This is a genomic window from Chordicoccus furentiruminis, assembly GCF_019355395.1.
In the GTDB taxonomy this organism is placed as follows: Bacteria; Bacillota; Clostridia; order Lachnospirales; family Lachnospiraceae; genus Chordicoccus; species Chordicoccus furentiruminis.
The window spans coordinates 3,031,727-3,057,417 of sequence record NZ_CP048829.1 but is presented as its reverse complement, the minus strand read 5'-3'; the positions used below and the strand labels follow the sequence as shown (position 1 = coordinate 3,057,417).

Annotated in this window: 25 protein-coding genes; all 25 read right to left on the bottom strand. The window is 59.4% G+C overall.

Going from position 1 to position 25,691, the window contains the following annotated elements; genetic code table 11:
• Positions 1-150: 150 nt before the first annotated feature.
• The 25 genes from secG to gltX all read right to left on the bottom strand — a co-directional run bounded on the left by secG (position 151) and on the right by gltX (position 25,690).
• Entirely contained in the window at positions 151-396 is a 246-nt protein-coding gene (secG, locus tag G4C92_RS13950; RefSeq protein WP_274940427.1) for a preprotein translocase subunit SecG, read from the bottom strand.
• 195 nt (positions 397-591) lie between these two features.
• Positions 592-2,133: a 2,3-bisphosphoglycerate-independent phosphoglycerate mutase gene (gpmI, locus tag G4C92_RS13945; RefSeq protein WP_274940426.1), complete on the bottom strand. Its 1,542-nt coding sequence runs from the start codon at positions 2,131-2,133 to the stop codon at positions 592-594.
• A 113-nt stretch (positions 2,134-2,246) separates the two neighbouring features.
• Complete coding sequence (tpiA, locus tag G4C92_RS13940; RefSeq protein WP_274940425.1) at positions 2,247-2,999, bottom strand: triose-phosphate isomerase; 753 nt, start codon at positions 2,997-2,999, stop codon at positions 2,247-2,249.
• 39 nt (positions 3,000-3,038) lie between these two features.
• Positions 3,039-4,256: a phosphoglycerate kinase gene (locus tag G4C92_RS13935; RefSeq protein ID WP_274940424.1), complete on the bottom strand. Its 1,218-nt coding sequence runs from the start codon at positions 4,254-4,256 to the stop codon at positions 3,039-3,041.
• Between the two features lie 111 nt (positions 4,257-4,367).
• Entirely contained in the window at positions 4,368-5,387 is a 1,020-nt protein-coding gene (gene gap / locus G4C92_RS13930) for a type I glyceraldehyde-3-phosphate dehydrogenase (protein WP_274940423.1), read from the bottom strand.
• A gap of 91 nt (positions 5,388-5,478) precedes the next feature.
• Complete coding sequence (locus G4C92_RS13925) at positions 5,479-6,288, bottom strand: histidinol-phosphatase HisJ family protein (RefSeq protein WP_274940422.1); 810 nt, start codon at positions 6,286-6,288, stop codon at positions 5,479-5,481.
• A 1-nt stretch (position 6,289) separates the two neighbouring features.
• Entirely contained in the window at positions 6,290-7,369 is a 1,080-nt protein-coding gene (mnmA, locus tag G4C92_RS13920; protein WP_274940421.1) for a tRNA 2-thiouridine(34) synthase MnmA, read from the bottom strand.
• A 98-nt stretch (positions 7,370-7,467) separates the two neighbouring features.
• On the bottom strand, positions 7,468-8,625 hold the full coding sequence (locus G4C92_RS13915) for a cysteine desulfurase family protein (RefSeq protein WP_408611780.1): 1,158 nt from the start codon (positions 8,623-8,625) through the stop codon (positions 7,468-7,470).
• The gene (locus G4C92_RS13910; protein ID WP_274940419.1) at positions 8,622-9,083 is read right to left on the bottom strand and encodes an RrF2 family transcriptional regulator; all 462 of its coding nucleotides are present in this window, start codon (positions 9,081-9,083) and stop codon (positions 8,622-8,624) included. The genes G4C92_RS13915 and G4C92_RS13910 overlap by 4 nt, the downstream gene beginning before the upstream one ends.
• 147 nt (positions 9,084-9,230) lie before the next feature.
• Positions 9,231-10,118, bottom strand: coding sequence for a site-specific tyrosine recombinase XerD (gene xerD / locus G4C92_RS13905; protein WP_274940418.1), 888 nt, complete (start codon positions 10,116-10,118; stop codon positions 9,231-9,233).
• A 293-nt stretch (positions 10,119-10,411) separates the two neighbouring features.
• Positions 10,412-11,968 carry a ribonuclease Y gene (gene rny / locus G4C92_RS13900; protein ID WP_274940417.1) on the bottom strand — a complete coding sequence of 519 codons (1,557 nt, stop codon included), beginning with the start codon at positions 11,966-11,968 and terminating at the stop codon, positions 10,412-10,414.
• Between the two features lie 160 nt (positions 11,969-12,128).
• Positions 12,129-12,599 (bottom strand): regulatory protein RecX, encoded by a 471-nt coding sequence (locus G4C92_RS13895; protein ID WP_274940416.1) that lies wholly within the window; start codon positions 12,597-12,599, stop codon positions 12,129-12,131.
• On the bottom strand, positions 12,599-13,672 hold the full coding sequence (gene recA, locus G4C92_RS13890) for a recombinase RecA (protein ID WP_274942025.1): 1,074 nt from the start codon (positions 13,670-13,672) through the stop codon (positions 12,599-12,601). Before recA ends, G4C92_RS13895 begins: the two co-directional genes overlap by 1 nt.
• 250 nt (positions 13,673-13,922) lie before the next feature.
• Positions 13,923-15,365: a glycogen synthase GlgA gene (glgA, locus tag G4C92_RS13885; RefSeq protein WP_274940415.1), complete on the bottom strand. Its 1,443-nt coding sequence runs from the start codon at positions 15,363-15,365 to the stop codon at positions 13,923-13,925.
• Positions 15,366-15,464: 99 nt separating this feature from the next.
• Entirely contained in the window at positions 15,465-17,150 is a 1,686-nt protein-coding gene (gene recN / locus G4C92_RS13880) for a DNA repair protein RecN (RefSeq protein WP_274940414.1), read from the bottom strand.
• Positions 17,151-17,155: 5 nt separating this feature from the next.
• Complete coding sequence (gene argR / locus G4C92_RS13875) at positions 17,156-17,608, bottom strand: arginine repressor (RefSeq protein WP_274940413.1); 453 nt, start codon at positions 17,606-17,608, stop codon at positions 17,156-17,158.
• 1 nt (position 17,609) lies between these two features.
• A complete protein-coding gene (locus tag G4C92_RS13870; protein WP_274940412.1) occupies positions 17,610-18,449 on the bottom strand; it encodes an NAD(+)/NADH kinase in 840 nt (279 codons plus the stop codon).
• A 22-nt stretch (positions 18,450-18,471) separates the two neighbouring features.
• On the bottom strand, positions 18,472-19,275 hold the full coding sequence (locus tag G4C92_RS13865) for a TlyA family RNA methyltransferase (RefSeq protein WP_274940411.1): 804 nt from the start codon (positions 19,273-19,275) through the stop codon (positions 18,472-18,474).
• Entirely contained in the window at positions 19,259-19,489 is a 231-nt protein-coding gene (xseB, locus tag G4C92_RS13860) for an exodeoxyribonuclease VII small subunit (RefSeq protein WP_274940410.1), read from the bottom strand. Before xseB ends, G4C92_RS13865 begins: the two co-directional genes overlap by 17 nt.
• Positions 19,458-20,891 (bottom strand): exodeoxyribonuclease VII large subunit, encoded by a 1,434-nt coding sequence (gene xseA, locus G4C92_RS13855; protein ID WP_274940409.1) that lies wholly within the window; start codon positions 20,889-20,891, stop codon positions 19,458-19,460. Before xseA ends, xseB begins: the two co-directional genes overlap by 32 nt.
• 16 nt (positions 20,892-20,907) lie before the next feature.
• On the bottom strand, positions 20,908-21,321 hold the full coding sequence (gene nusB / locus G4C92_RS13850; protein WP_274940408.1) for a transcription antitermination factor NusB: 414 nt from the start codon (positions 21,319-21,321) through the stop codon (positions 20,908-20,910).
• Between the two features lie 51 nt (positions 21,322-21,372).
• Positions 21,373-21,762, bottom strand: a complete 390-nt coding sequence (locus tag G4C92_RS13845; protein WP_274940407.1) for an Asp23/Gls24 family envelope stress response protein — start codon at positions 21,760-21,762, stop codon at positions 21,373-21,375.
• Between the two features lie 165 nt (positions 21,763-21,927).
• Complete coding sequence (locus G4C92_RS13840) at positions 21,928-22,491, bottom strand: SseB family protein (protein WP_274940406.1); 564 nt, start codon at positions 22,489-22,491, stop codon at positions 21,928-21,930.
• A 51-nt stretch (positions 22,492-22,542) separates the two neighbouring features.
• Positions 22,543-24,144 (bottom strand): peptide chain release factor 3, encoded by a 1,602-nt coding sequence (locus G4C92_RS13835; protein ID WP_274940405.1) that lies wholly within the window; start codon positions 24,142-24,144, stop codon positions 22,543-22,545.
• A gap of 88 nt (positions 24,145-24,232) precedes the next feature.
• Positions 24,233-25,690 carry a glutamate--tRNA ligase gene (gene gltX, locus G4C92_RS13830; protein WP_274940404.1) on the bottom strand — a complete coding sequence of 486 codons (1,458 nt, stop codon included), beginning with the start codon at positions 25,688-25,690 and terminating at the stop codon, positions 24,233-24,235.
• Between the last annotated feature and the right edge of the window lies 1 nt (position 25,691).

The following is a 25,691-nucleotide window of genomic DNA, read 5'->3' as shown; positions in this document are numbered from 1 at the left end:
CGTCCTCTCCGGACAGCCGGTCTGGCTGCCCGTTCGTCATACTCAGTTCGGATGACAGACTGCCGCCGCACGCTGACCGCGCGTTCTTCCCGTCACGCAGTGTCTCACCCGAAGAAAAAAGCCTCTGCCCTTCGGCAGAGGCTCTTCTCTTTACTTGCTCAAGAAATTCATCGAAAGAACAATCGACAGAACGAAGAACACCGCAGCCATGACCCGCGTCGCCCTGACCAGTCCGCCTTCCATCGACCTGCCTTTGTTCTGACCCCAGTACGTGTCGGCCGCACCGGCGATGGCGCCGAGTCCGGCGTCCTTCCCCTCCTGCATCAGAACGATCACAGACAGGGCAATGCAGTCCAGCACATAGACGATGGTCAGTATGGTTCGAAGAACACCCATCAGACCTTACCTCCGAAACAGAAACAGTATGCCAAAAAACTGGAAATATTATACCACATCGGATTGAACGGCGCAAGCGTGTTGTTCTCCGCGCTTTCTTTCCCGGAGAAGCAGCCGCAGGCGCTCTTCCGGAAAAGGGCCGCCCGGCCGGCTATGAGGTACGGTCGCCCGCTCCCTGCCGTCCGGAACGGTTCGTCACCGCTCAATCAGAAGGGAGTGGCCAGTCATCTCGGCCGGCTGTTCCTTGCCCATCAGCTCGATCATCGTCGGAACGATATCGCAGAGACGGCCGCCTTCCGCAAGGCCGTACTTCGGATCTGCGTTCACCAGAATGAACGGCACCGGATTCGTCGTATGAGCCGTGAACGGCTCGCCCGTCTTGTAATCCACCATCTGGTCGCAGTTTCCGTGGTCGGCGCAGATGAACATCGTGCCGTCCACCTCCTTGATGGCCTCGACCGCGCGGCCCACACACTCGTCTACGGTCTCCACCGCCTTGATAGCCGCGGACTCGACGCCCGTGTGTCCGACCATATCGCCGTTGGCAAAGTTGATGATGATCACATCATACTTCCGGCTGCGGATCGCGTCCACCAGCCCGTCACAGACCTTCGGCGCGCTCATCTCCGGCTGGAGATCATAGGTGGCGACCTTCGGGGACGGAACCAGAATCCGGTCTTCGCCCGGGAACGGCTCTTCCACGCCGCCGTTGAAGAAGAAGGTGACATGGGCGTACTTCTCGGTCTCCGCGGTCCGGAGCTGGGTCATGCCCTGTTTGCTCAGCCACTCGCCGAACACGTTGTGCAGCTCCTGCTTCTTGAACGCCACCAGCTTGTTCCCGATCGTCACGTCATAGTCGGTGAAGCAGACAAAGGTCGTCTTCACCCGGTCGCCGCGGTCGAAGTGATCGAAGGCGTCGTCGCAGAAGCAGCGCGTCAGCTCCCGCGCCCGATCCGGACGGAAGTTGAAGAACACGACGGAATCGCCGTTCTGAATCGTCGCCACCGGCTTTCCGTCCTTTTCGACGACGAAGGGAACGATAAACTCGTCCATCACGTCCTTGTCATAGGACGCCTGCATTCCTTCCTCAGCTGAGGAGGCCTTGTCGCCGCGGCCGTTTGCCAGCGCGTCGTACGCCTTGACGACACGCTCCCAGCGGTTGTCCCGGTCCATCGCGTAGTAACGGCCTGACACAGACGCGATCTCGCCGACGCCGATCTCCGCCATCTTCTGCTCGAGGTCATGGATGTAGCCCTTGCCTGAATCCGGCGGCGTGTCACGGCCGTCCATGAAGCAGTGCACATACACTTTTTTGAGGCCGTTCCGCTTCGCGAGCTCCAGAAGACCGTACAGATGGTCGGAATGGCTGTGCACGCCGCCCGGTGAGACAAGTCCCATGAAGTGGATCGCGCTGTCATGTTCCTTCGCGTTCCGGACCGCGGCCAGCAGCTCCTCGTTCTCGAAGAAATCGCCGTCGTCGATCGCCTTGGAAATCCGGGTCAGCTCCTGATAGACCACACGGCCCGCGCCCATGTTGGTGTGGCCGACCTCGGAATTGCCCATCTGACCGTCCGGAAGGCCGACCGCAAGGCCCGACGCCGCGCCCTTCACAAAGGGATACTCGGCCTCCAGCCGGTCCATGACAGGCGTATTCGCCAGCGCGACGGCATTGTGCTCTCTGATCGGATTCAGTCCGTAGCCGTCGAGAATCATGATGACATAAGTTTTCTTATCCATTCAGATGTTCCTTTACCTTATAATGGCCACCCGGCGCCGCTTCATTTTGATGAGCATGCACCAGGTGGCTTTCCCTTCACCTGAATCCGCGCACCGCGCGGTCAGGCCGTGCTTCACTTCCTGTAGTTCACGATCTCGCCGAAGTCCGGCTTGAGGGACGCGCCGCCTACCAGACCGCCGTCGATATCCTCCTTCGCGAACAGCTCCGCTGCGTTGGAAGGCTTCACGGATCCGCCGTACAGGATCCGGATCTCCTCCGCCACCTCGTCGCCGTACAGCTCGCGGATCAGATCACGGATACCTTTGCAGACTTCTTCCGCCTGATCGGAGGTCGCCGTCTTGCCTGTTCCGATCGCCCAGATCGGCTCATAGGCAATGACCGCCTGCTTCGCCTGCTCGCCGGTAAGGCCGAGGAATCCGACCTTGACCTGCTGACGGATGAAGTCCATCGTGACGCCCTGCTCTCTCTGCGTCAGCGTCTCGCCGCAGCACATGATCGGGATCAGACCCTTTGCGAAGCACTGAAGCATCTTCGCGTTGACCGTCTCGTTCGTCTCGGCGAAATACTCGCGGCGCTCGGAGTGGCCGAGAATCACGTACTTGATGCCCGCATCCAGAAGCATGTCCGCGGAAATCTCGCCGGTGAAGGCGCCGCTGTCCTTGAAGTAAACGTTCTCCGCACCGATCTGGATATTGGAGCCCTTTGCCGCGGCCACCGCCGCCGGGATGTCAATCGCCGGCACGCAGAGCAGCACATCGACGGTGTCGCTCGCGCAGGTCGCCTTCATTGCCTCGATCGTAGCAGCCGCTTCGGACGGTGTCTTGTTCATCTTCCAGTTGCCGGCTGCGAGAATTCTTCTTGCCATACTTAATCCCTCCTTTTCGCCTGAGGCGAAAGTATCTGTTCAGTCCTTGTCGTCCGCCGCAGCCACGCCCGGAAGTTCCTTGCCCTCAAGGAATTCAAGCGAAGCGCCGCCGCCGGTGGAGATGTGGCTCATCTTGTCATGGAAGCCCATCTGGTTAACGGCCGCCGCGGAATCGCCGCCGCCGATGATCGTGGTCGCATCGGTGTCAGCCAGCGCCTGAGCGACAGCCTTCGTGCCGTTCGCGAGGATCGGATTCTCAAAGACGCCCATCGGTCCGTTCCAGACCACCGTCTTCGCGTTCTTCACCGCGTCGCTGTAGAGCGCGATGGTCTTCGGTCCGATATCCATGCCCATCCGGTCGGCCGGAATGCGGTCGATGTCGACAGTCTGCGTCTCGATCGGCGCGTCAATCGGATCCGGGAAGGAAGCGGTCGTGACGGCGTCAACCGGCAGAAGCAGCTTCTTGCCGAGATCCTTCGCCTTCTGGATCATCTCCCGGCAGTAGTCCACCTTTGTGTCGTCGCACAGCGACGTGCCGATTTCATAGCCCTGCGCCTTCGCGAAGGTATAGGCCATGCCGCCGCCGATGATCAGCGTGTCGCATTTCTCAAGCAGATTGTTGATGACGTTCAGCTTGTCCGCCACCTTGGCTCCGCCGAGGATCGCGACAAACGGACGAACCGGATTTTCGACTGCCTTGCCGAGGAAATCGATCTCCTTCTCCATCAGGTAGCCAACCACATGCGGTCCCTTGACGAATTTCGTCACGCCGACGTTTGAGCAGTGAGCACGGTGCGCCGTGCCGAACGCATCGTTGACAAAGACGTCCGCGATGGAGGCAAGGTCCTTTGAGAACGCGTCCTCGTTCTTCGTCTCCTCCGGGCGGAACCGGGTGTTTTCAAGGAGAATCACATCCCCGTCCTTCATCCCGCTGACCGCCGCGCGGACACTGTCGTCCACCACGACCGGGCTCGGAACGAATTTCACTTCCTGACCGAGCAGCTCGCTGAGGCGCTTTGCCACCGGCGCAAGCGTCTTGGTCTTCTTGTCCTCTTCTGTCTTCACCTTGCCCAGATGGCTGCAGAGAATCACTTTCCCGCCGTCCGCGATCAGCTTTTTGATCGTGGGGAGAGCCGCCACCAGACGGTTTTCGTCGGTAATCTGGCCGCCCTTCAGCGGCACGTTGAAGTCGCAGCGAAGAAGCACGCGCTGTCCTTTGACATTGATGTCATCCACGGATTTTTTGTTCAGTCCCATTTTCATACCTCCTGTTTCTGAGTCCGGCGCCGGCTGTTTTCCGACAGCCTGACGTTCAAAAAGGGTCCGGTCCTTGGAGACCGGACCCTTTCCAGGTCTGCATTCGTCAGATTACTTGTTCAGGAATTTGGCGAAATACTTGATCGTTCTGCACATATTGGATGTGAAGGAGTTCTCGTTGTCGTACCAGGAAACAACCTGAACCTCTGTGAGGTCATCTGAGACCGGAAGGACCATGGTCTGGGTTGCGTCGAACAGAGAACCGTAGGTCATGCCGACGATATCCTTGGAAACGATCTGATCCTCGTTGTAGCCGAAGGACTCGGTGGTGGAGGCCTTCATCTTCGCGTTGATCTCGTCAACCGTCACCTTGCCCTTGACGACAGCCGTCAGGATCGTGGTGGAACCGGTCGGAACCGGAACTCTCTGCGCGGAGCCGATCAGCTTGCCGTTCAGTTCCGGAACAACGAGGCCGATGGCCTTCGCAGCGCCGGTGCTGTTCGGGACGATGTTCTCAGCCGCTGCTCTGGATCTTCTGAAGTTGCCCTTTCTCTGCGGGCCGTCCAGAACCATCTGATCGCCGGTGTAGGCATGGATGGTAACCATGATGCCGGACTGGATCGGAGCCAGCTCATTCAGAGCCTTGGCCATCGGAGCGAGGCAGTTGGTGGTGCAGGAAGCCGCGGAGATGATGTTGTCATCAGCCGTCAGCGTCTCATGGTTCGTGTTATAGACAATTGTCGGAAGATCATTGCCGGCCGGAGCGGAGATCACGACCTTCTTGGCGCCTGCGTCGATGTGAGCCTGAGCCTTCGCCTTGGAGGTATAGAAGCCGGTGCACTCGAGAACGACGTCGATGTCAAGATCTTTCCACGGAAGGTTGTGAGCATCTGCTTCCTTGTAGATCGTGATCTTCTGACCATCGACAACGATGTAGTTCTCGCCGAAACTGACAGTATCAGCCTTCGCATAGCGGCCCTGGGAAGAATCATACTTCAGAAGGTATGCAAGCATTTCCGGAGAGGTCAGATCGTTGATCGCGACGATCTCAAAGCCCTCTGCCTGGAACATCTGACGGAATGCCAGACGGCCGATACGGCCAAAACCATTGATTGCGACTCTTACTGCCATAATCCTGAATCCTCCTGTATATAGTTATTAACATAAGTGTTACAGAATAACCCATAGATATTGTACATAAAGGCCTGATAAAATACAAGTTCTATTTTCCCCGGAGGCTTACAAATTTCGGCTCCCGGTGCTCAAACCAGACGTAATGGGTGAACCCGCAGGAAAGCAGAAGATCCCGGGCCTGCTCAAAGGCGAAGCCCAGCGAATACGGCTTGTGCGAGTCTGATCCCACGGTCACCAGCGTGCCTCCGAGCTCACGGTAGCGGCGGATGATCTCGGGGTGCGGGTTCGGAAAGCCGAGCTGCTTGCGGATGCCGGCTGTATTCACCTCAAGCGCGATGTTGTACCGCACCAGAAGCTTCAGGATCTCATCGATCACATCGCCGTACTCCCGCCAGCTGTATGGCCGGCCGAGCTTTCTCCCGTATCGGACGATGTAGTCGAGATGACCCATGCTGTCAAATTCGTGAAATGCGCGCAGATCGGCGAGCGTCTCCTCGAAATACGCCCGGTAAATTTCCGTCTCGCTTGCACCCTCGAACGTCTCGGGATAGTAAGGGTCCATTCCGCGCACGAGGTGCTGCGATCCGATGACGTAGTCGAACGGTCTGGAGGCGAGAAGCTCGTGATAGCGCTCAGCCAGATGCGCCTGAAGGCCCAGCTCCACGCCGATGAGCACGCGTATCTTCCCCCCCCAGCGCTGCCGGACCGATTCCATCGTTCTGAAATAGTCGTCCGTGTCAAAATCAAAGACCAGTCCTTCCACCGGATAGTCCCAGTCGATATGGTCCGTGAAACAGATGGCGGGAAGACCCGCTTCGGCCGCCTTTCTCACAACCTCGTCCGGATCGGCCTCAGAGTCGGCCGAAAACCGGCTGTGCACATGTATATCCGCTATCATCTCAGATGGTTCCTCCGCCAATCAGATACCCGTCTCTGTAAAATACAGCCGCCTGTCCGGGCGTGACGGCGCGCTGCTTCTCGCGGAACGTAAGCATCACGTTTCCGTCTCCGGCCGGTTCGATGACGGCCGGTGCGGCGCGGTGGTTATACCGGATCTTGGCCTTCACCCCCATCGGCTCCCGAAGCTCCGGAACCGCCATAAACCGGACGTCATGAACCAGCACCCGGTCCGCAAACAGCGAGTCGTTATCCGCGAGCACGATCTCATTCGTCTCCGGCCGGATCTCACGGACGAACATCCGCCGTCCGAACGCGATGCCGAGACCCCTGCGCTGCCCCACCGTGTAGTGGATGATCCCGCGGTGCTCGCCGAGCACGCGGCCCTCCGTATCCACGAAGTGACCCGGGCGGCTCTTCCGCCCTGTCTCCCGCTCGATGAAGCCGGCGTAATCGCCGTCCGGCACGAAGCAGATCTCCTCGCTGTCCGGCTTCGACGCGACCGGCAGCCCGGCCTCCGCGGCGATGCGGCGGATCTCGCTCTTCGTGTAATCCCCGCAGGGCATGAGCGTGTGGGCGAGCTGATCCTGCGTAAGGCTGTAGAGCGCGTAGGTCTGGTCCTTCGACGTGCGCTCATCCCCGGCCGAGACGTGAAGTGTCCGCCGGCCGCCCGGCAGACGGACTACTTTTGCGTAGTGGCCGGTCGCGATGGCGTCCGCTCCGAGCGCAAGACTCTTGGTCAGAAGACTCTCCCACTTCACGAACCGGTTGCAGGCGATGCAGGGATTGGGCGTCCGCCCCGCCTCATATTCCCGGACAAAGTAATCGATCACCGAGGACTGAAACTCCCTGCGGAAATTCATGACATAATAGGGAATGCCCAGAATGCCCGCCACCCGCCGCGCGTCGTCCACCGCGCTCAGCCCGCAGCAGCCGCCCCGGCGCTCGACGCACGCGGCGGATTCGTCCTGCCAGATCTGCATCGTGACGCCGATCACCTCATATCCCTGGCGTTTCAGAAGATAGGCGGCCACCGAGCTGTCGACGCCGCCTGACATGCCCACGATCACCCGTTTCCCCAAGATACGCTCCTTTCTTCGCCGTCCTTCCTGCCTTCCGTCAGATGTTTCCCGGGAGCGGCCCGCCTCTGACGTGTATTCCGGGAAAACGGATCCCGTTTTTAAAAGACGGCGTTCCGCAGCCGCGCAGCGCATTCCGCGATGATGTCAGATGCCGCGTCGATCTCTTCTTCCCTCGTCTCGTGCGAAACCGTAAGACGGATGGAATTCATCGCTTCCTCCGTGCTCAGGCCCATCGCCCGGAGCACATGGGAAGGATCCAGAGAACCGGCCGCACAGGCCGATCCGGCCGAAGCCTCCACGCCGTGCATATCCATGGCGATCAGCAGCGATTCCGCGTCCACGCCGGGAATCCGGATGTTCAGATGTCCCGGCAGACGATCCGCGCCTCCCCCGTTGACGGCAGCATCCGGAAACCGCTCAAGCAGCCGCCTCTCAAGACGGTCACGAAGGGAAGACGTACTGCGGATCCGCTCCGTCATCTTCTCCGCGGCGATCCGCGCGGCCGTACCGAAGCCGACCGCGGCCGGCACGTTCTCCGTGCCGGCCCGCCTTCCCCGCTCCTGCGCTCCGCCGTGAAGAAAACTCCGGATCGGCACGCCGCTCCGTATGTACAGACAGCCGATGCCTTTCGGCCCGTTCAGCTTATGCGCCGAAACGCTCAGGAAATCCACCGGCAGAGAACGTACATCCATCGGGATATGGCCGAACGCCTGCACCGCGTCGGTGTGCATCCGCACGCCGCGGGCGCGGGCGATCTCCGCGATCTCGCCTGCCGGCTCGATGGTCCCCGTCTCATTGTTGGCCGTCATGACCGAGATCAGGGCGGTATCCGGGCGGATCGCGCTCTCCGCGTCGGCCGGATTCACCCGTCCTTCTCTGTCAACCGGCAGAACCGTCACATCGACTCCCTTCTCCTCAAGATAATGGGCGGTGTGAAGGACCGCGTGGTGCTCGACGGAGGAAACGATCAGATGACAGCTTCCTCTCTCCGCCAGCTGCATGCCGCATATCGCCGTCAGAACCCAGTTATCTGCCTCCGTGCCGCCGGAAGTGAAGTAAATCTCGGAAGGGGATGCGTGAATCAGGGACGCCACCTCGCCCCTTGCGCGGTCAACGGCGGCCCTCGCGGCCGCCGCGCTCTGATAGATGGCCGACGGATTCGTGAAGGAGTCCGTGAAATACGGCAGCATCGCCGCCTTCACCTCCGGCGCGGCCGGCGTTGTCGCCGCATAATCCAGATAGATCCGCCCGTTCAATTCGCGCACTCTTTCCGGTCGACGACGCCGGCCCGCTGCCTTTCCCGGCTCTCCTCCACCAGCTGATCCAGCGTGATGGAATCAACCGACTCCTCGATGGCCCGGTTCACACGTTCCCAGACGATCCGGGTGACGCAGAGATCCGCCTGGCCGCAGCTTCCGTCGTGATCCGTCCCGCCGCAAGTCACCGCATCGATGCTTCCTTCAAGCGCTCTTAATATGTCTCCGACCGAGATCCCGTCCGCCGGACGGGCCAGCTGATAGCCGCCGCCCGCCCCGCGTACGCTCTTGACGAGTCCGGCCGTACGAAGCCGTCTCACGAGCTGCTCCAGATAACTCTCGGATATCTGCTGCCGCTCGGCGATGCTCTGAATGGACACGGCATGCTCCGATTCACAGTGAAGGGCGAGATCGATCATAGCCCGCAGTCCGTATCTTCCTTTTGTAGATAGTTTCATTGCCCGTTTCGCTCCGGATAAAGTCGACTATTTTACTTTGTTTTCGTCGATACTATACCAGACCCGCGGTGCAAAGTCAAACCCGGCGGCAGGAACGGCCCGCGCGCCGCCCATACCGCCGGTGAGGGTGTTTCCCGGCCGGATCGCTCAGCTCCGCGGATGAGCATGCTCATACACGTCGCGTATCCGGTTCAGATTCATGTTGAGATAAAGCTGGGTCGTCGAGATGTCGGAATGCCCCATCATTTCCTGAAGGGAACGCAGATCCGCCCCGTTCTCGATCATATGCACCGCGAAGCTGTGACGCAGTGTATGCGGCGTGATATCCGCCTCGATGCCGGCTTCTCTCGCATATGTCTTCATGATCTTCCAGAAGCCCTGACGGCTCATCGGACGTCCCTGGCAGTTCAGAAAGAGAAAACGGTTCTCCTTCGAATGAGCAAGATGGTCCCGTGCCTGCTCCAGATAGAGCCGAAGGGCCTGCCTCGCCGTATTCCCGAAAGGAATCACCCGCTCCTTCGTCCGGTCAACGCAGGTGATGTAGTCCATCCTCAGATTGACGTTCTCCACCTGAAGTCCGATCAGCTCAGAGACGCGGATTCCCGTGGCATAAAGCAGCTCGAGCATCGCGCTGTCCCGGATTCCCTTGTCCGTCCGCAGGTCCGGCTGGGCGAGCAGCGCGCTGACCTCAGAGACCGTCAGGATTTCCGGCATCTTCTTCTCCGCCTTCGGAGGACGGAGATCCTCCGCCGGATCAGCGGAAACCAGATTCTGTCTCCTGAGATACTGGAAAAAGGCCCGGACCGACGCCACATTTCTCGAGATCGAGGAAGCCGCGTAGTGCTGGTCCTCCAGATCGAGCATATAGGCGTTCAGCTGCGTAGGCGTCACATCCTGCCAGCTGCGAATGTCCTGCCGTTCCTCCAGAAAGGCGCAGAGCTTCTTCAGATCACGCTCGTAAGACACCTCGGTATTGGCCGAGGCATGCTTTGTCCTGTGTATATAACGGATAAAATCGTAAATTGCATTCTCCATGAACGATGTGCCGCCATTCCTCATGTTTACGGTAAGAAAGCAATTCACCCTTCATAAATCGTTTACGCGTTGCCTTCCCCTTTATGATGCGTGAACGTAATTATATGCCCGAATGAGCGTAAAATCAAATGATCCGAAGCCCCTGAAAGCGTCCCCTGACCCCCTGTTCCGGCCTTTTCGGAGCATGAAAGCGCAACATCTCGTCCGATCGGATTCCGGTCAATCAAAATCTGGTAAAAAAATAAAAAAAGAAAAAGAGGAAAGATTTCTCTTCCCTCTTTTGGCATGCATGCTCATTTTGCGTAATCCACCACACGGCTTTCACGGATCACATTCACCTTGATCTGACCCGGATACTCGAGCTCCGCTTCGATCTGCTTCGCGATATCCCTCGCCAGGAGCACCATGTTGGCGTCACTGACCTGATCCGGAACCACCATCACGCGCACCTCGCGTCCGGCCTGGATCGCAAACGATTTCTCTACGCCCTTGAAGCTGTTGGCGATATCCTCCAGCTGCTTCAGCCGGTTGGTATAGGTATCCAGTGTCTCGCGCCGCGCGCCCGGACGGGCCGCCGAGATCGCGTCCGCCGCCTGTACCAGACAGGCGATCAGTGACGTCGGCTCCACGTCTCCGTGGTGACTCTCGACCGCATTGATGACCACCGCATTTTCCTTATACTTTCTGCAGAGATCCGCACCGATCTGAATATGGGACCCTTCGACCTCATGATCGATGGATTTGCCGATGTCGTGCAGAAGTCCGGCCCGTTTGGCAAGCCGCACATCGCACCCGCACTCGCCGGCCATAAGGCCCGCCAGCTGAGCGACTTCCACGGAATGACGAAGCGCGTTCTGACCGTAAGAGGTACGGAACCGCATCCGTCCCAGCAGCTTGATCAGCTCCGGATGGAGATTGTGTACGCCGACCTCAAAGGCCGCCTGCTCGCCGTCCTCCCGGATCTGCGTCTCGACTTCCTTCCGGGCCTTCTCCACCATTTCCTCAATGCGGGCAGGATGGATCCGGCCGTCTACGATGAGCTTTTCCAGCGCGATCCGGGCCACCTCCCGGCGGACAGGATCAAATCCGGACAGAACCACGGCCTCCGGCGTATCGTCGATGATCAGGTCCACGCCGGTCAGCGTCTCGATGGTCCGGATGTTCCGGCCTTCCCGGCCGATAATCCTTCCCTTCATCTCATCGCTCGGCAGCTGGACGACGGAAATCGTTGACTCCGCCACGTGATCCACCGCGCAGCGCTGAATCGAGTTCACGACGATTTCGCGGGCCTTCTTGTCCGCCTCATCCTTCGCCTGCTCGACCGCCTCACGGTACATCTTCGCGGCATCCGCCTTGATGTCGTCCTGGACGGACTTCAGAAGGAAATCCTTCGCTTCCGCCGATGTCATGCCGGAAATCTTCTCCAGCTCGGCGACCTTCTGTGCCTGCGTATCCGCGATCTGTCTCAGCCGTTTCTTCAGCTCCGCTTCCTTTGCCGCGTAATCCGCTTCCCGCTTCTCCATCGCATCGGTCTTCCGGTCGAGCGTATCCTCTTTCGACTGGATCCGTCTCTCCTGCTTGGAGATCTCCGCTCTCCGGTCTTTGATTTCACGGTCCGCATCGTTCTTCATCGAGAGAGTCTGTTCCTTTACCTCAAGAAGAGCCTCCCGTTTCTTCGACTCGGCCGCCTTGATCGCGTCGTCGATGATGCTTCTTGCCTTTTCCTCCGCGGTGCCGATTTTCTCCGCATCGATCTGGGTTTTTCTGGCAATGGCCGCTTTCCATGTAACCGGTAGCGCAGCAGCGAGAATGACTACGAACACCATAAGTACAACTGCGAATGGTGTCATAGGAGCACCTCCTTATTTAGTTTTCATTGTACATTCAGATTCAGATATACAACAAATAAACTATAGCTTTTTTGCGAATGACTGTCAAGGAAGAAACAGGCGCGTGAAAGCCGGCACATCCTGCTCCTCCCCCTCTGACGGATGTGCCGGAACCTCAGGCTCACTCTTCTTCTCCGAAGGAAAGCATTTCCAGCACCCGCATCACATCCGGTGCGGCGAATCCCTGACGCATAAGATACGCCGCCGTCTTTCTCCTCCGCTCCTCCGCGTCTCCGTGCAGCGTCCGGAGCTTCTTCTTTGCCAGACGAAGGATCAGGGGGCGCTCATCCCACCCGCCGGTCCGGGACAGCGCTTCCTCCACTTCATGTCCCGAAAGCCCCTTCTTCATCGTCAGATCCTGCACGATTCTGCGCCGGCTGCGGCTTTCCTTCATGATCTCGATGTAGTGATCGGCGTACCGCGCGTCGTTGATGTAGCCGTAGCCGCGCACATATTCCACCGCGTCGCGGACGGCCTCCTCATCGAAGCCCGCCCGGGCAAGTTTCTCAGTCAGCTGCGCCTCCGTCCGGTCCATGTCCGTGAGCAGCGCCAGCGCTTTCTTTCTCGCCCGGAGCCTTGTTTCCCGGTCCATCACATCTCGTCCGGAAGCGTCTCCGCGGACGGCTGCTGTGCCGTTTCATCGGCTGTCTCCTCCACGGGCAGTCCGTACGCGCCGCGCACTCTCTGCTCCACCTCTTTCATCACGTCAGGATGGTTCTCAAGGAAGAGCTTCGCGTTTTCGCGTCCCTGTCCGATCTTCTCGCCCTCATACGCGAACCACGCGCCGCTCTTGTCGATCAGTCCGTTCTCCACTGCCAGATCCAGAATGTCGCCGGACCGGGAAATGCCGCGGCCGAACATAATGTCGAACTGCGCTTCCTTAAATGGCGGCGCTACCTTGTTCTTGACGACCTTCACCTTTGTCCGGTTGCCGGTGACTTCACCGGCGGCCTTGATCGCCTCCACCCGGCGCACATCGAGCCGGACCGAAGCGTAGAATTTCAGAGCACGCCCGCCTGTGGTCGTCTCCGGGTTGCCGAACATCACGCCGATCTTCTCTCTGAGCTGATTGATGAAGATCACGATGCACTTGGTCTTACTCACCGCGGAAGTCAGCTTGCGGAGCGCCTGACTCATCAGACGGGCCTGAAGGCCCACGTGCGAGTCGCCCATGTCTCCGTCGATCTCAGCCTGCGGCGTCAGCGCCGCCACCGAATCCACGACAATGATGTCCACCGCGCCGGACCGGACCATCGTCTCGGCGATCTCCAGCGCCTGCTCGCCGGAATCCGGCTGGGAGATGTAGAGATTGTCGATATCCACGCCGATGTTCTTCGCATAGACCGGATCAAGCGCATGTTCCGCGTCCACAAAGCCCGCGATGCCGCCCCGCTTCTGAACCTCAGCGACCATATGAAGCGCGATGGTGGTCTTGCCGCTTGACTCCGGTCCGTAGATCTCGATGATGCGTCCCTTCGGGACGCCTCCGACGCCAAGGGCGATATCAAGCGAAAGCGAGCCGGTCGGCACCGTCTCCACATTCATGCTGGCTCTGGCGTCGCCGAGCTTCATCACGGAACCCTTGCCGAACTGCTTCTCCAGCTGGCCGATCGCCGCCTCCAGTGCCTTTTCCTTTTCTTCCTTCAGGGTGCCTTCCTTCGGCATCTCGTTTTTTTTCAATTCTCTTCTCCTTCTTGGGATCGGCTGCTGCCGAACAATTTGCTGTTCTGTACTCTACTACAGGCCATTTTTCCTGTCAACGATGCCTCTCTCCCCCCTCCTCCTCTCCTCCGTACCGTTTCTTTCTGTCACGCTTCCGTCAAGATCCACCGTTTCCCCCGAAACCATGTGGGACTGCCCTCTCCTGAAGGAGAAAGCAGTCCCATATCCGTCTTATCTTCAGACCGGCCGTCTCTCAGCCGATCAGCCAGTCATACAGCTCCTGATACTCGAGCGCGGAGTGCTCCCATGAGAAATCCTGCTCCATGGCGCGGTCGATCATCTTGTTCCACTCCCGTCTCTTGTCATAGTAGATCTTTTCCGCGTAACGGACCGTCCCCATCATCTCGTGCGCGTTGTAATTGCTGAATGAGAAGCCCGTTCCGGTTCCCTCGAATTCATTGTAGGGCTGCACCGTATCCCGGAGTCCTCCGGTCTCGCGTACGATGGGCAGCGTGCCGTAGCGGAGCGCGATCAGCTGGCTCAGCCCGCAGGGCTCAAACTGAGACGGCATCAGAAACGCATCGGAGCCGGCGTAGATTTTGTTCGCCAGCGATTCGTTGTAATAGATCTGAGCGGAGACCTTGCCGCCGTACTTCCAGGCGAAATGCCGGAACATGTTCTCATACTTCTCGTCACCGGTTCCGAGCACGGCGAACTGAACTGAATCCTGACACATCTCGTCCATCACATAGGCGATCAGATCGAAGCCCTTCTGGTCGGTCAGGCGGGAAACGATGCCGATCAGCATGGTCTTCGGATCCACGTTGAGACCGAGATCCGCCTGCAGAGCCGTCTTGTTTTTCACCTTTTCCTTGCGGAAAGTACGCGCGTCGTAATTCTGGTACAGGTTCGGATCCGTAGCCGGATTGAAGACCGTGTAGTCGATACCGTTCACGATGCCCCGGAGATCGTGCTCGCGGGCGCGCATCAGTCCGTCCAGCCCCTCGCCGTAATAAGGCATCTTGATTTCCTCCGCGTAGGAGCGGGAAACCGTTGTGATCGCGTTGGCGTAAACGAGGCCGCCCTTCAGCAGATTGCCGTCGCGCCGGAATTCCATCTTATCCGGTGTGAAGTAGTAATCCGGCAGCCCCACGATATCCTTCATGGTCTTTACGTCCCAGATGCCCTGAAACTTCAGGTTGTGGATCGTCATCACCGTCTTGATGCCGCGGTAGAACTCATTGTCCTGAAAATAAGCGTTGAGATACACCGGCACCAGTCCCGTCTGCCAGTCATGGCAGTGAATCACGTCCGGCCGGAAGTCAATGGTGGGAAGGATCGACAGCGCCGCCTTGCTGAAAAAGGCGAACCGGCCCATATCCCAGGGCATGCCCGCGTATGGCTTGTCCGACGTGAAATAGTCCTGGTTGTCGATGAAGTAGAAGTGGACGCCCTCATAGACGCACTCGAAGATGCCGACATAGCAGCTGTTCCAGTCAAAGTCCATATAAAAGTTGGTCTTGTACTGAAGCAGATCCTTCCACTTCTGCGCCATGCAGGAGTAGTAGGGCAGCACCACGCGACAGTCGAAGTAGCGGGAGTCCAGAGCCTTCGGCAGAGAGCCCACCACATCGGCGAGTCCGCCCGTCTTGATGAACGGCACGCTCTCGGATGCGACGAAGAGAATATTTTTCATGGTGTGGAAGCCTCCTTCACGTTCTCTTTGTTGTCCCTATTATGGCACAGATTCTGTGTAATGTCGACAGAGCGGCGCAATTTCGGCGTTCTTTACACGTCATTTTGCATAAAGACGGCGAAACTCCCGGCTCATCTGTATCATCTCCCTCGCGGAATTCAGCGTGTTCTCCGTGATCTCTGCTCCTCCGATCAGACGGGCCAGTTCGCTCACGGAAGCATCCTCGCCGAGAGGCTCGATCCTCGTGATCGCCGCTGTGTCGCTCACTTCCTTTGTGATGCAGAAATGCGTGTCGGCCATCGCCGCAATCTGGGGCAGATGGGTGATGCAGAGAACCTGATGCGCCCGCGCGACACATGCGAGCTTCTCAGCCACCTTCTGGGCGGTCCGGCCGCTGATTCCCGTATCCACCTCGTCGAAAATGATCGTATCCGTGGCATCGGTGTCCGCGAACATCGTGCGGATTCCCAGCATCAGACGGGACAGCTCTCCGCCGGACACCACACTGCGCAGTGGCCGGCGCGGCGCGCCCGGATTCGTCGAGATGCAGAAATCCACCGTATCCTGCCCGTTCTCCGTATAGGCGCCCGGCTCGCGGAATTCAACCGCAAAATCCGACCTCGCGAAATTCAGATCCGCGAACTGGCGCGACGCCTCCTGCGCGAACGGAACCGCCCACTTCCTGCGGACAGATGTGAGTGCCGCAGACGCCGCGGCCAGCTCCTTCTCCGCGGCGGCCAGCTCCCGCCGCTGCTCCGCCTGCCGCTCCTCATAGGCGTTCAGCCGTTCCAGTTCCTCTTCCTTCTCTTTTAAGGCATCGAGGACCGCCGTGACCGTCCGGCCGTATTTGCTCTTCAGGCGATTGACGGTGTTGAGACGTTCCTCCGTCTCCTCGAGCGACGTGCCGCCGTCCTCCAGCCCGTCGGCATAGTCGGCGAGACTCCGGTTGAAGTCGTTGAGAAGGCTGTCGATGCTGCTCAGCTGATCCGCCGCGCCGGCAAGCGCCTCGTCGTACTGCGCCACCCCCTCCAGCGTCTTCAGCGCTTCCCCGATCCGCTCTCCGGCCGCTTCCGGTTCGTCGTACCCCGTCGCCTCATGGACCGCGGTCACGGCCTCGGCGATCCTCCGGGCGTTGGCCAGCTTCCGGTACGCCTTCTCAAGCGCCTCGTCCTCTCCCTCCTGAAGACGCGCGTTTCGTATCTCGTCTGTCTCAAAGGTCAGGAAGGATATGCGCCGCGCCCGTTCCTCCTCCGTCATCGTCTCGGCCCCGATCGTCTTCTTCAGCCGGTGCCAGACACCGTAGCACCCGCGCACCCTGTCCTTCGCGGCTGCGATCTCTGTGCCGCCGTAGGCGTCAAGAAGCGAGAGCTGAACATCCTCTCTCAGAAGCTTCTGGTGTTCGCTCTGGCCGTGAATATCCAACAGCAGTGAGGCAATCCGCCGTACCTCCGCCGCCGGACGCGTCTCTCCGTTGACCCGGATCGTGCTCCGTCCGTCCTGCATTTTCCTCGCGATCAGAATCTGGCCGTCCTCCGGTTCCACATCCAGTCCGCGCAGCTCCGTAAGCGTCTCCGGACGGCTTACCTCAAACGTCAGCTCTGTCAGCGCCGTTCCCCCGCTGACCAGTTCCCGCGAGATGCGGCCGCCGAGCGCAAGCCCGATCGCGTCGACAATGATCGACTTGCCCGATCCGGTCTCTCCGGTGAGAATGTTGAGGCCTTCAGTAAAATCCACATCGATTTCCCGGATCAGGGCAAGATTTCTGACATGAAGATTTCTGAGCATTCCGTTTATCCCCCCGTGATGAGCCTGATGCGCCGGACAACCGCCGCCGCTCCGTCCGCCGACCGAGCTACCGCCATCACCGTGTCGTCGCCCGCGATGCACCCCAGCAGTTCCTTCCACCCGAGGGAATCAAGAGCCGCGGCCGCGGCCATCGCCATTCCGGAGGCTGTATGAATCACGATCATGTTGAGTGAGCTGTCCGCGGAGACGAAGGCATCCCGCAGCACCCTCTGATAGCGGTCTCTGCGGTCCTCCTCTTCGTCCGTCTTCGATGTATAGACCAGCCGCCCGTCCGCCCCCTGCGCCTTCCGAAGCTTCAGTTCCCGGATATCGCGGGATACGGTGGCCTGTGTCACGGAAAACCCCGCCCGGTTCAGCCGGGAAGCCAGCTCCTCCTGCGTCTCGATCTGCTCGGATGCGATCAGGCGCAGGATCTGTTCCTGTCTTGCGTTCTTCATCTTAAGACTCCGCCATCTTTTTTCTGAGCACTTCAAGAAAGCTGATGTTGTTGACGCGGATGATCCTGGTGCAGCGGTCCGCACGCCTGACCTCCACAGCGTCACCGGTATTCAGGCGCATCTCATGAGCGCCGTCGAAAAGCACCCTCGCCGCGCCCGGAACAACCCCGGTCCTGCCTTCTCCGATTTCCACACGGATCCGGTCCGTGGCCGGGAGCACGATGCTCCGTCCGGCGACCAGCGAATGCGCCGCGATCGGCGTCATCATGATCATCTCGCCCTCCGGAGAGAGGATAGGCCCTCCGACCGAGAGGGCATATCCGGTAGAGCCGGTAGGCGTTGACAGGATGATGCCGTCCGCGGTCAGCCGGTTCAGATACGCGCCATTCACATAGTTGAGAAACCGGTAGGACCGTAGGGGACGAAGTCCCTTCATATAAACATCGTTGAGCGCGACGTCATGAAAGATCGCCCTGCCCCGCTGGTACACGGTTCCTTCGAGCATCATCCGGCTCTCGATGGAATACCGGCCCCCGATCAGCCGGTCCAGCGCCTCGGTGAGGCCGTCCCGCTCGATTTCCGCAAGATATCCCAGCGTCCCGAGATTGATGCCGAGAAGCGGAATCTGACGGTCGATCACGACCTTGGCGGCCCTGAGCAGCGTACCGTCCCCGCCGAGCACCAGCGCGCATTCCGTTCCGTCCGGAAGCTCCGCGCCCGTCGTCGAGACGACGCAGGTCCTGTCCCGGTCCGCCAGATAAGCGCAGATCATCTCCGCCGTCCGCTCCGCCTCCGGAATGCCCGTGTTCCGGATGATCCCGAACCGTTCTATCTGCTTCATCTGGCATTTTCCTTTCCCGTCCTCACACATCAAGCGCCGCGTGCGCCTCCGCCACGGTCTTCCGGATCAAAGCCTCATCCACAGCCGGGGCGCCTCCGTTTTTCTTCAGAAGGCAGAGATACTCGATGTTTCCTTCCGGCCCTTTGACCGGAGAGAAGCTGATCATCGCCGGACTGAGTCCGACGGTGGGAGCAAAGGCCGTCACGTTCCGGATCACCTGGACATGAACCTCCGGGTCGCGCACCACGCCGTGGCGTCCGACCTGTTCCCGCCCCGCCTCGAACTGGGGCTTGATAAGACAGACGATCTCCGCGTCCTCCGTCAGAAGATCCTTTACCGGCCCGAGCACTTTGAGAAGAGAGATAAAGCTCACGTCGATGCTGGCGAAGGCACCCGCCTCCGGCAGATCGCCGGGCAGAACATACCGGATGTTCGTCTTTTCCATACAGGTCACGCGGGGATCGTTCCGCAGCGACCACGCCAGCTGTCCGCGCCCGACGTCAATTGCGTAGACATGAGATGCTCCGTTCTGCAGCATGCAGTCCGTGAATCCGCCGGTAGAGCTTCCGATGTCGAGACAGACCCGGCCCGCCACGGATACCGGAAAGACCTGCAGCGCCTTCTCCAGCTTCAGCCCGCCGCGGCTCACATAGCGGAGAGTATTGCCGCGTACCTCGATCGGAGCGCCTTCCTCGAAGGGCGTGCCCGCCTTGTCGCACCGCTGTCCGCCCACATAGACCGAACCGGCCATAATCAGCGCTTTCGCCTTCTCCCGGGACGGTGCGAGCCCTGCCTCTGCCATCAGGATGTCAAGCCTCTTCTTCATGGAGTTCCTCCGTACCGCCGTCCTCCGTGAGCACACGGATCTTCTTCTCATAGCCGTCGAGCGTCGCGCTGACGTCCTTCAGAAGCTTCATTCCCTCCTGGTAGAGCCGGAAGCTCTCCTCCAGCGTCACAGCCGGATCCTCCAGCTTCTTCACCATCTCGTCGAGACGGCCGAAGCTCTCCTCAACCGAGAGCGCCGTCTCCGCCGGCCTCATTTGTTCCAATCCCGTGTCCTGTCCGCCGTTCTTCATCCGTCCGATCCTCCGATTGACTCTCACTGATCCAGGGAACCGCCTCCGTTCCCGTGATCTCCGTGTGTACCAGTCCGTCCGACATGTACAGTCTGAGCGCGTCTCCGCGCCGCAGACCGCCGATTCCCGTCACGGCCCGTCCGTCCTCCGTTTCCGCGAAAGCATAGCCCTGACGGAGACGCGCCAGCGGGCTGATCCCGTGAAAGCGGCCCGCAAGAAGCGCAAGACGGCGGTCCGCCTTAAGAAGCGAGGACCGCACGTCCTGATCAAATGTCCGCCGTATCGCTTCGCTTCGTTCAAAAGCAGAGGAAAGGCGGCTCTTCATAACCGCCCGCATCTCGTTCCGGACGGCTTCCGCCCTCGTTTCCGCCGCCCCGATCCGGCCGGACAATGCCCCCGTCAAAGCGTCCGCGCATTCATCCGCCCGGAGACGTGCGTCTCTTAACCGCCGGTCCGGAGCAGAACGGGCCAGAACCAGCCCGGCCCACCGGATTCTCTGACGGGCCGCCTCCAGCCGCCGGCTTACGCCCCGGTTCAGCGCTGTCCTGTAGGAATCCAGCGTCCCGGCAAACGCGCGGAAATCAAAGACAGCCAGCTCCGCGGCCGCCGACGGCGTCGGCGCCCGAAGATCTGCGACATAGTCCGCAATCGTGGTGTCCGTTTCGTGGCCCACTGCGGAAATCACGGGCGTACCGCAGTCGAAGATTGCCTGAGCCACTGACTCCTCGTTAAAGGGCCAGAGGTCCTCGATGGACCCGCCGCCGCGCCCGACGATAATCACATCCACTTTGCCGTCCAGCCTCCGGATTCCGCGGCAGATGCTCTCCGCCGCGCCGGCTCCCTGAACCAGAGCCGGGCAGAGAAGAATCTCCACATAGGGATTCCTTCTGGCCGCGACGTTTCCGATATCATGGATCACCGCCCCGGTGGGCGCGGTGACGACGCCGATCCGGCGGGCGTACCGCGGAATCGGCTTCTTGTACTGCTCCGCAAACATGCCGCGGGATTCCAGTTCCTCTTTCAGTCTGAGAAAACGCTCGTAAAGCAGGCCTGCTCCTGCCAGCGTGATCCGCTTTGCATAGAGCTGACAGCGCCCGTCGCGCTCGTAATAATCAATATTGCCGCTGACGACGACCTGATCCCCGTTTTTCATGGGGAAGGCCAGTCCGCGCCGGCTGCCCGCGAACATCACGCACGAGAGCGCGCCTGTTTGATCTTTGAGGGAAAAATAGATATGGCCGGACGAGTGATACTTCAGATTGGAAACCTCGCCGCTCACTTCCAGAGAGGCGAGCAGACCGTCCTGCCAGAAAAGCCGCTTGAGGTAACGGTTCACCTGTCCGACCGTGTAGATCCGTCTGGTCATCGGTCCGCCTCACGCGTCAGACGCCGGCGGTTCTTGCGATTTCGCCGAGAATGCCGTTGACAAAGGCCGGCGATTCATCGCCGCCGTAGGTCTTGGCAAGTTCCACCGCCTCATTGATGGCGACACCCTGCGGAATCTGCTCATCATAAAGCATCTCATAGACTGCAAGGCGCAGAATCGCGAGATCACAGCTGCCGAAGCGGTTCGTCTTCCAGCCGCGCGCCGTCTCGTTCAGTCTGGCGTCGATCTCCGGAATCTTCTCCGTGATCCGGAAAAAGCGGTCTCTTAAGAATGTGCGGTCCTCGTCCCAGACGACCTCATCCAATCCTTCGAAATAGAGGTCGATCTGCTCCGGCATCGCATCGATGCCGTTGAATGCATAAAGATAGATCAGTTTGAATAAATGCTCACGAAGCTTTCTTCTGTTCACGCTCTGCTCCCCGGGAACGGTGGTCTGCTGTCACAAGAAACGGTCCGGGCGTCAGCCCTCCGTCTCGTCTCCGCCGGTCACTACGTCCGTCACCGATACGTTGACGTCCGTCACCTGCATGCCTGTCATGGTCTCGATGGCCGATTTGACCTTCTCCTGCACCTTTGTTCCGACATCCGGAATGCTGTAGCCGTATTCAAGATTCAGCTTGAGATCGATGGTCACCAGATTGTCCTGCACATCCACCCGCACGCCCCTCGAGAGCGTCTTGAGACCCTTGCGCGCGATCATTGAGTTGACGATCCCGCCGTCCAGCGACGCGACGCCCTTCACTTCCGTGGCCGCGAGCCCGGCGATGACAGCGACTACCTCGTCTGCGATTTTCACCGTGCCGACTCCTCCGTCTTCCCTGATTGTATAGGTATTGCGATCCTCCGCCATACTGTTCTCCTTATCGAAGCTCATGATGGACACATTATAAACAATCCCGGCTGAAATTTCAATTCATCCGGAAGAGCCCGGACGGAACGGATTCCCGTCCGTCACAAGCCGCCTCCCGTCCTTCCCTTCCGAACGGGCCGGGAAACGTCCCAAAGATACGATGTGTCATTTCGAGGGATGGGGAATACGGACTACCTTGCCCGCTTCAACCGCCGGGTCTTTCGCCTCACGCGCCTTCTTCGCCTGCTCTCGGACCTGTCCGACGATCCTCTGCCGCTGCTCCGTCCACTGCTCTACGCTCCGTCGGGGAATCAGGAAGTTTTCGCTCATCGGATTGATCACAATCCCCTTCAGCGTCTCGCTGGACTTGAGGATCGGCAGAAAATCGGTAAAATCGACGATCACCATCCGCGGATCCGATTCCTTCACGGTCTTCCAGCGCGCAATTTCCTCCTGATCCGTGAACACGGGATAGAAAGTATCGCCGTTCGTCGTCTGAAGCGTGAAGAACGTGACGTTCGTGCCGGGCTTCAGCATCGTCCGGCCGTTTCGCTCGACCGGCTCCTCCGAGAGCCGTACATAGGCGTAAAACCTCGCCCGGAAGCAGATCTCATCGCCGATCCGGTTCAGCAGATTCACCTGCTGGGAATCAATCACCAGCTGATCTCTCCAGGCGAAAAGCTCGCGAAGAGCCTTTCCGTCCAGCTTTTCCTTCGAATTGAACTGCATGCTCCATTCCTCTCTTCCTGAGCTTCTCCGTCCGCGGGGACGGAGAAGCCCTTATTCCTCGTCCGCGTCCTCGTCCCAGCCGCCGAACTCGGACAGCCTCAGGGATTTATTCCGTTCAAGCGTCATGCCGACGCTCCACTCATGTACGAAGAGCAGCAGCGGATTGCCCTTCATATCCACTACCTTCTTCATATCGGTGGTGCCTTCCAGATGCTCGACGTCCACCTCATCCGGGTTTTCGATCCAGCGGATGTACTCGTAGGGCAGCGTCTCCATGATGATATCAACCTTGTACTCGTTTTCCAGCCGGAATTTGAGAACATCCAGCTGCAGAACGCCCACCACGCCGACGATGATCTCCTCCATGCCGGTGTGAAATTCGCGGAAAATCTGGATCGCGCCTTCCTGGGCGATCTCCTCGATCCCCTTGGTAAACTGCTTCCGCTTCATGGTGTCCACCTGACGGACGCGGGCGAAATGCTCCGGCGAAAACGTAGGGATGCCCCCGAACGAGAAGTCCTCGCCGGGCATGCATACGGTATCCCCGATCGAGAAGATGCCGGGATCGAAGACACCGATAATATCGCCTGCCCATGCCTCCGACACAATATGCCGCTCCTCCGCCATCATCTGCTGGGGCTGGGACAGCCGCTGTTTGCGCCGGCCCTGCACATGCCAGACCTCCATGTTCGCGTCGTAATGACCGGAAACGATCCGCATAAAGGCGATCCGGTCGCGGTGATTTTTGTTCATGTTCGCCTGAATCTTGAACACGAAAGCTGAGAAATCATGGGTCTCGGGATCGATCAGGCCTGCGCTTGACATCCGCGGCAGCGGGGGGCTCGACATCTTGAGGAAATGCCTGAGAAAGGTCTCGACGCCGAAGTTGGTCAGCGCCGACCCGAAGAAGACCGGGCTGATTTTCCCTCTGCTCACCTGTTCCTGGTCGAAGGCGGCCGCCGCCCCGTCCAGAAGCTCGACGTCGTCGTCGAGCTGTCCGATCTCCTCTTCCGTCAGATAGTTTCCGATCGCGCCGTCGTCAAGAGAGACATCCGTCTCCGTACCTTCCTTCGTTCCCTTCTGGGTATCCGAGAACAGCAGCACCTTCCGGGTCTGACGGTCGAAGACGCCCCGGAACCCTTTGCCCGATCCGATGGGCCAGTTCACAGGACAGCAGGGGATTCCCAGCTCGTGCTCGATCTCATCCGTCAGCTCGAACGGGTCCCTCGCGTCCCGGTCCATCTTGTTGATAAAGGTGAAAATCGGGATGTGGCGGCGTGCGCAGACCTTGAAAAGCTTTCTTGTCTGCGGCTCGACGCCCTTCGCCCCGTCAATGACCATCACCGCGGAGTCCGCCGCCATCAGCGTCCGGTAGGTATCCTCCGAGAAATCCTGATGGCCCGGCGTATCCAGAATATTGATGCAGAAACCGTCATAGTTGAACTGAAGGACGGATGATGTGACGGAGATGCCTCGCTGCTTCTCGATCTCCATCCAGTCGGAAACCGCGTGGCGCGCCGTCGCCTTGCCCTTCACCGATCCGGCAAGATTGATGGCCCCTCCGTACAGCAGGAATTTCTCCGTCAGTGTCGTCTTGCCCGCGTCCGGGTGAGATATGATTGCGAATGTTCGTCTCTTTGCGATGTTGTCCATAAATCTTCTTTCAGAAAAAGCGCCGGAACGCCGGTCCTTCCCCCCGGGAGGGTCCGGCCAGCGTCCGGCTTCCCGACTGTCCTTCCTTTCACTCCGATTTTCCCGCAAGCCGTTCAGCGGCGGCACGGATCCGTTTCAGAGATTCGTCTTTGCCAAGAATCTCCAGCAGCTGGGTCGCGCCGCCCGGCGTGGATTCCTTCCCGGAAACCGCAGTGCGGATCGGCCACATCACCTGACCGTTCTTAAGTCCCCGTTCCGCCGCGAACGCTTTCAGCAGCGCGAACAGATCATCGTTCGTGAAACGCTCCGCCTTCTCAAGCACCGGAATCACCTGCGTCAGCACATCGCCCGCCAGCTCCGGCGTCGACTTCATCTTTTTATGCCGGTACATCTCGAGATCGTAGTCGGGCACCTCATGGAAGAAACCGAGCAGCTCCGGAATATCCGCAAAAGTTTCAATCCGCGGCTGCGCCAGCTCCGCCAGCACATGACGGTCAATGTTCTTCTCCGGCACCGCCTGCTCAATATACGGCTCCGCCTTTGTGAAAAATGCATCCGCCGTCATTCTCCTGATGTATTCTCCGTTCATCCAGCGCAGCTTTCCGATATCGAAAACCGCGTCGGACTTGTTGATGCGGGTGTAGTCAAATTTCCCGACCAGCTCTTCGAGCGTCATGATTTCCTGATTGTCGGTCGGATTCCAGCCGAGCAGCGCGGTGTAGTTGACGACCGCCTCAGGAAGGAATCCCTGGTCCAGAAGATCCTCGAAGGAGGAATGGCCCGAACGCTTGCTCAGCTTGTGATGCTGCTCATCCATGATCAGCGGGCAGTGGACATAGATCGGCACTTCCCATCCGAAGGCTTCGTACAGGCGGTTGTACTTCGGAGAGGAGGAGAGATACTCTTTGCCGCGCACCACATGCGTGACGCCCATCAGATGGTCATCCACCACGTTCGCGAAATTGTAGGTCGGATAGCCGTCCGACTTGATCAGAATCATATCGTCCATCTCACGGTTCTCCACCGTGATGTCTCCGTAGTTGACGTCATGGAACGTCGTGGTTCCCTCCGTCGGCACGTTGAGACGGATCACATGCGGCACGCCGGCGGCCAGCTTCTCCTCAACCTCCTCCTTCGTCAGATGGAGACAGTGCTTGTCATAGGTCGAATATTCCTTCCCGTCGATCACGGTCTTCAGACTTTCGAGCCGTTCCTTCGTGCAGAAGCAGTAGTAGGCGTCCCCCTGAGCTACCAGCTGCTCGGCGTATTTCCGGTAAATCCCCGCCTTCACCCGCTCGGACTGCACATAGGGCCCGACGCCTCCGTCCCGGTCCGGACCTTCGTCATAGTCAAGGCCCGCTTCCTTCAGCGTGCGGTTGATGATATCCACCGCGCCCTCCACATAGCGCTCCTGATCGGTGTCCTCGATCCGAAGCATGAAAATGCCCCTGGCATGCCGGGCAATCAGATAAGAATACAGAGCCGTGCGAAGATTTCCCACATGCATCTTCCCCGTGGGACTGGGTGCAAATCTGGTCTTAACCATA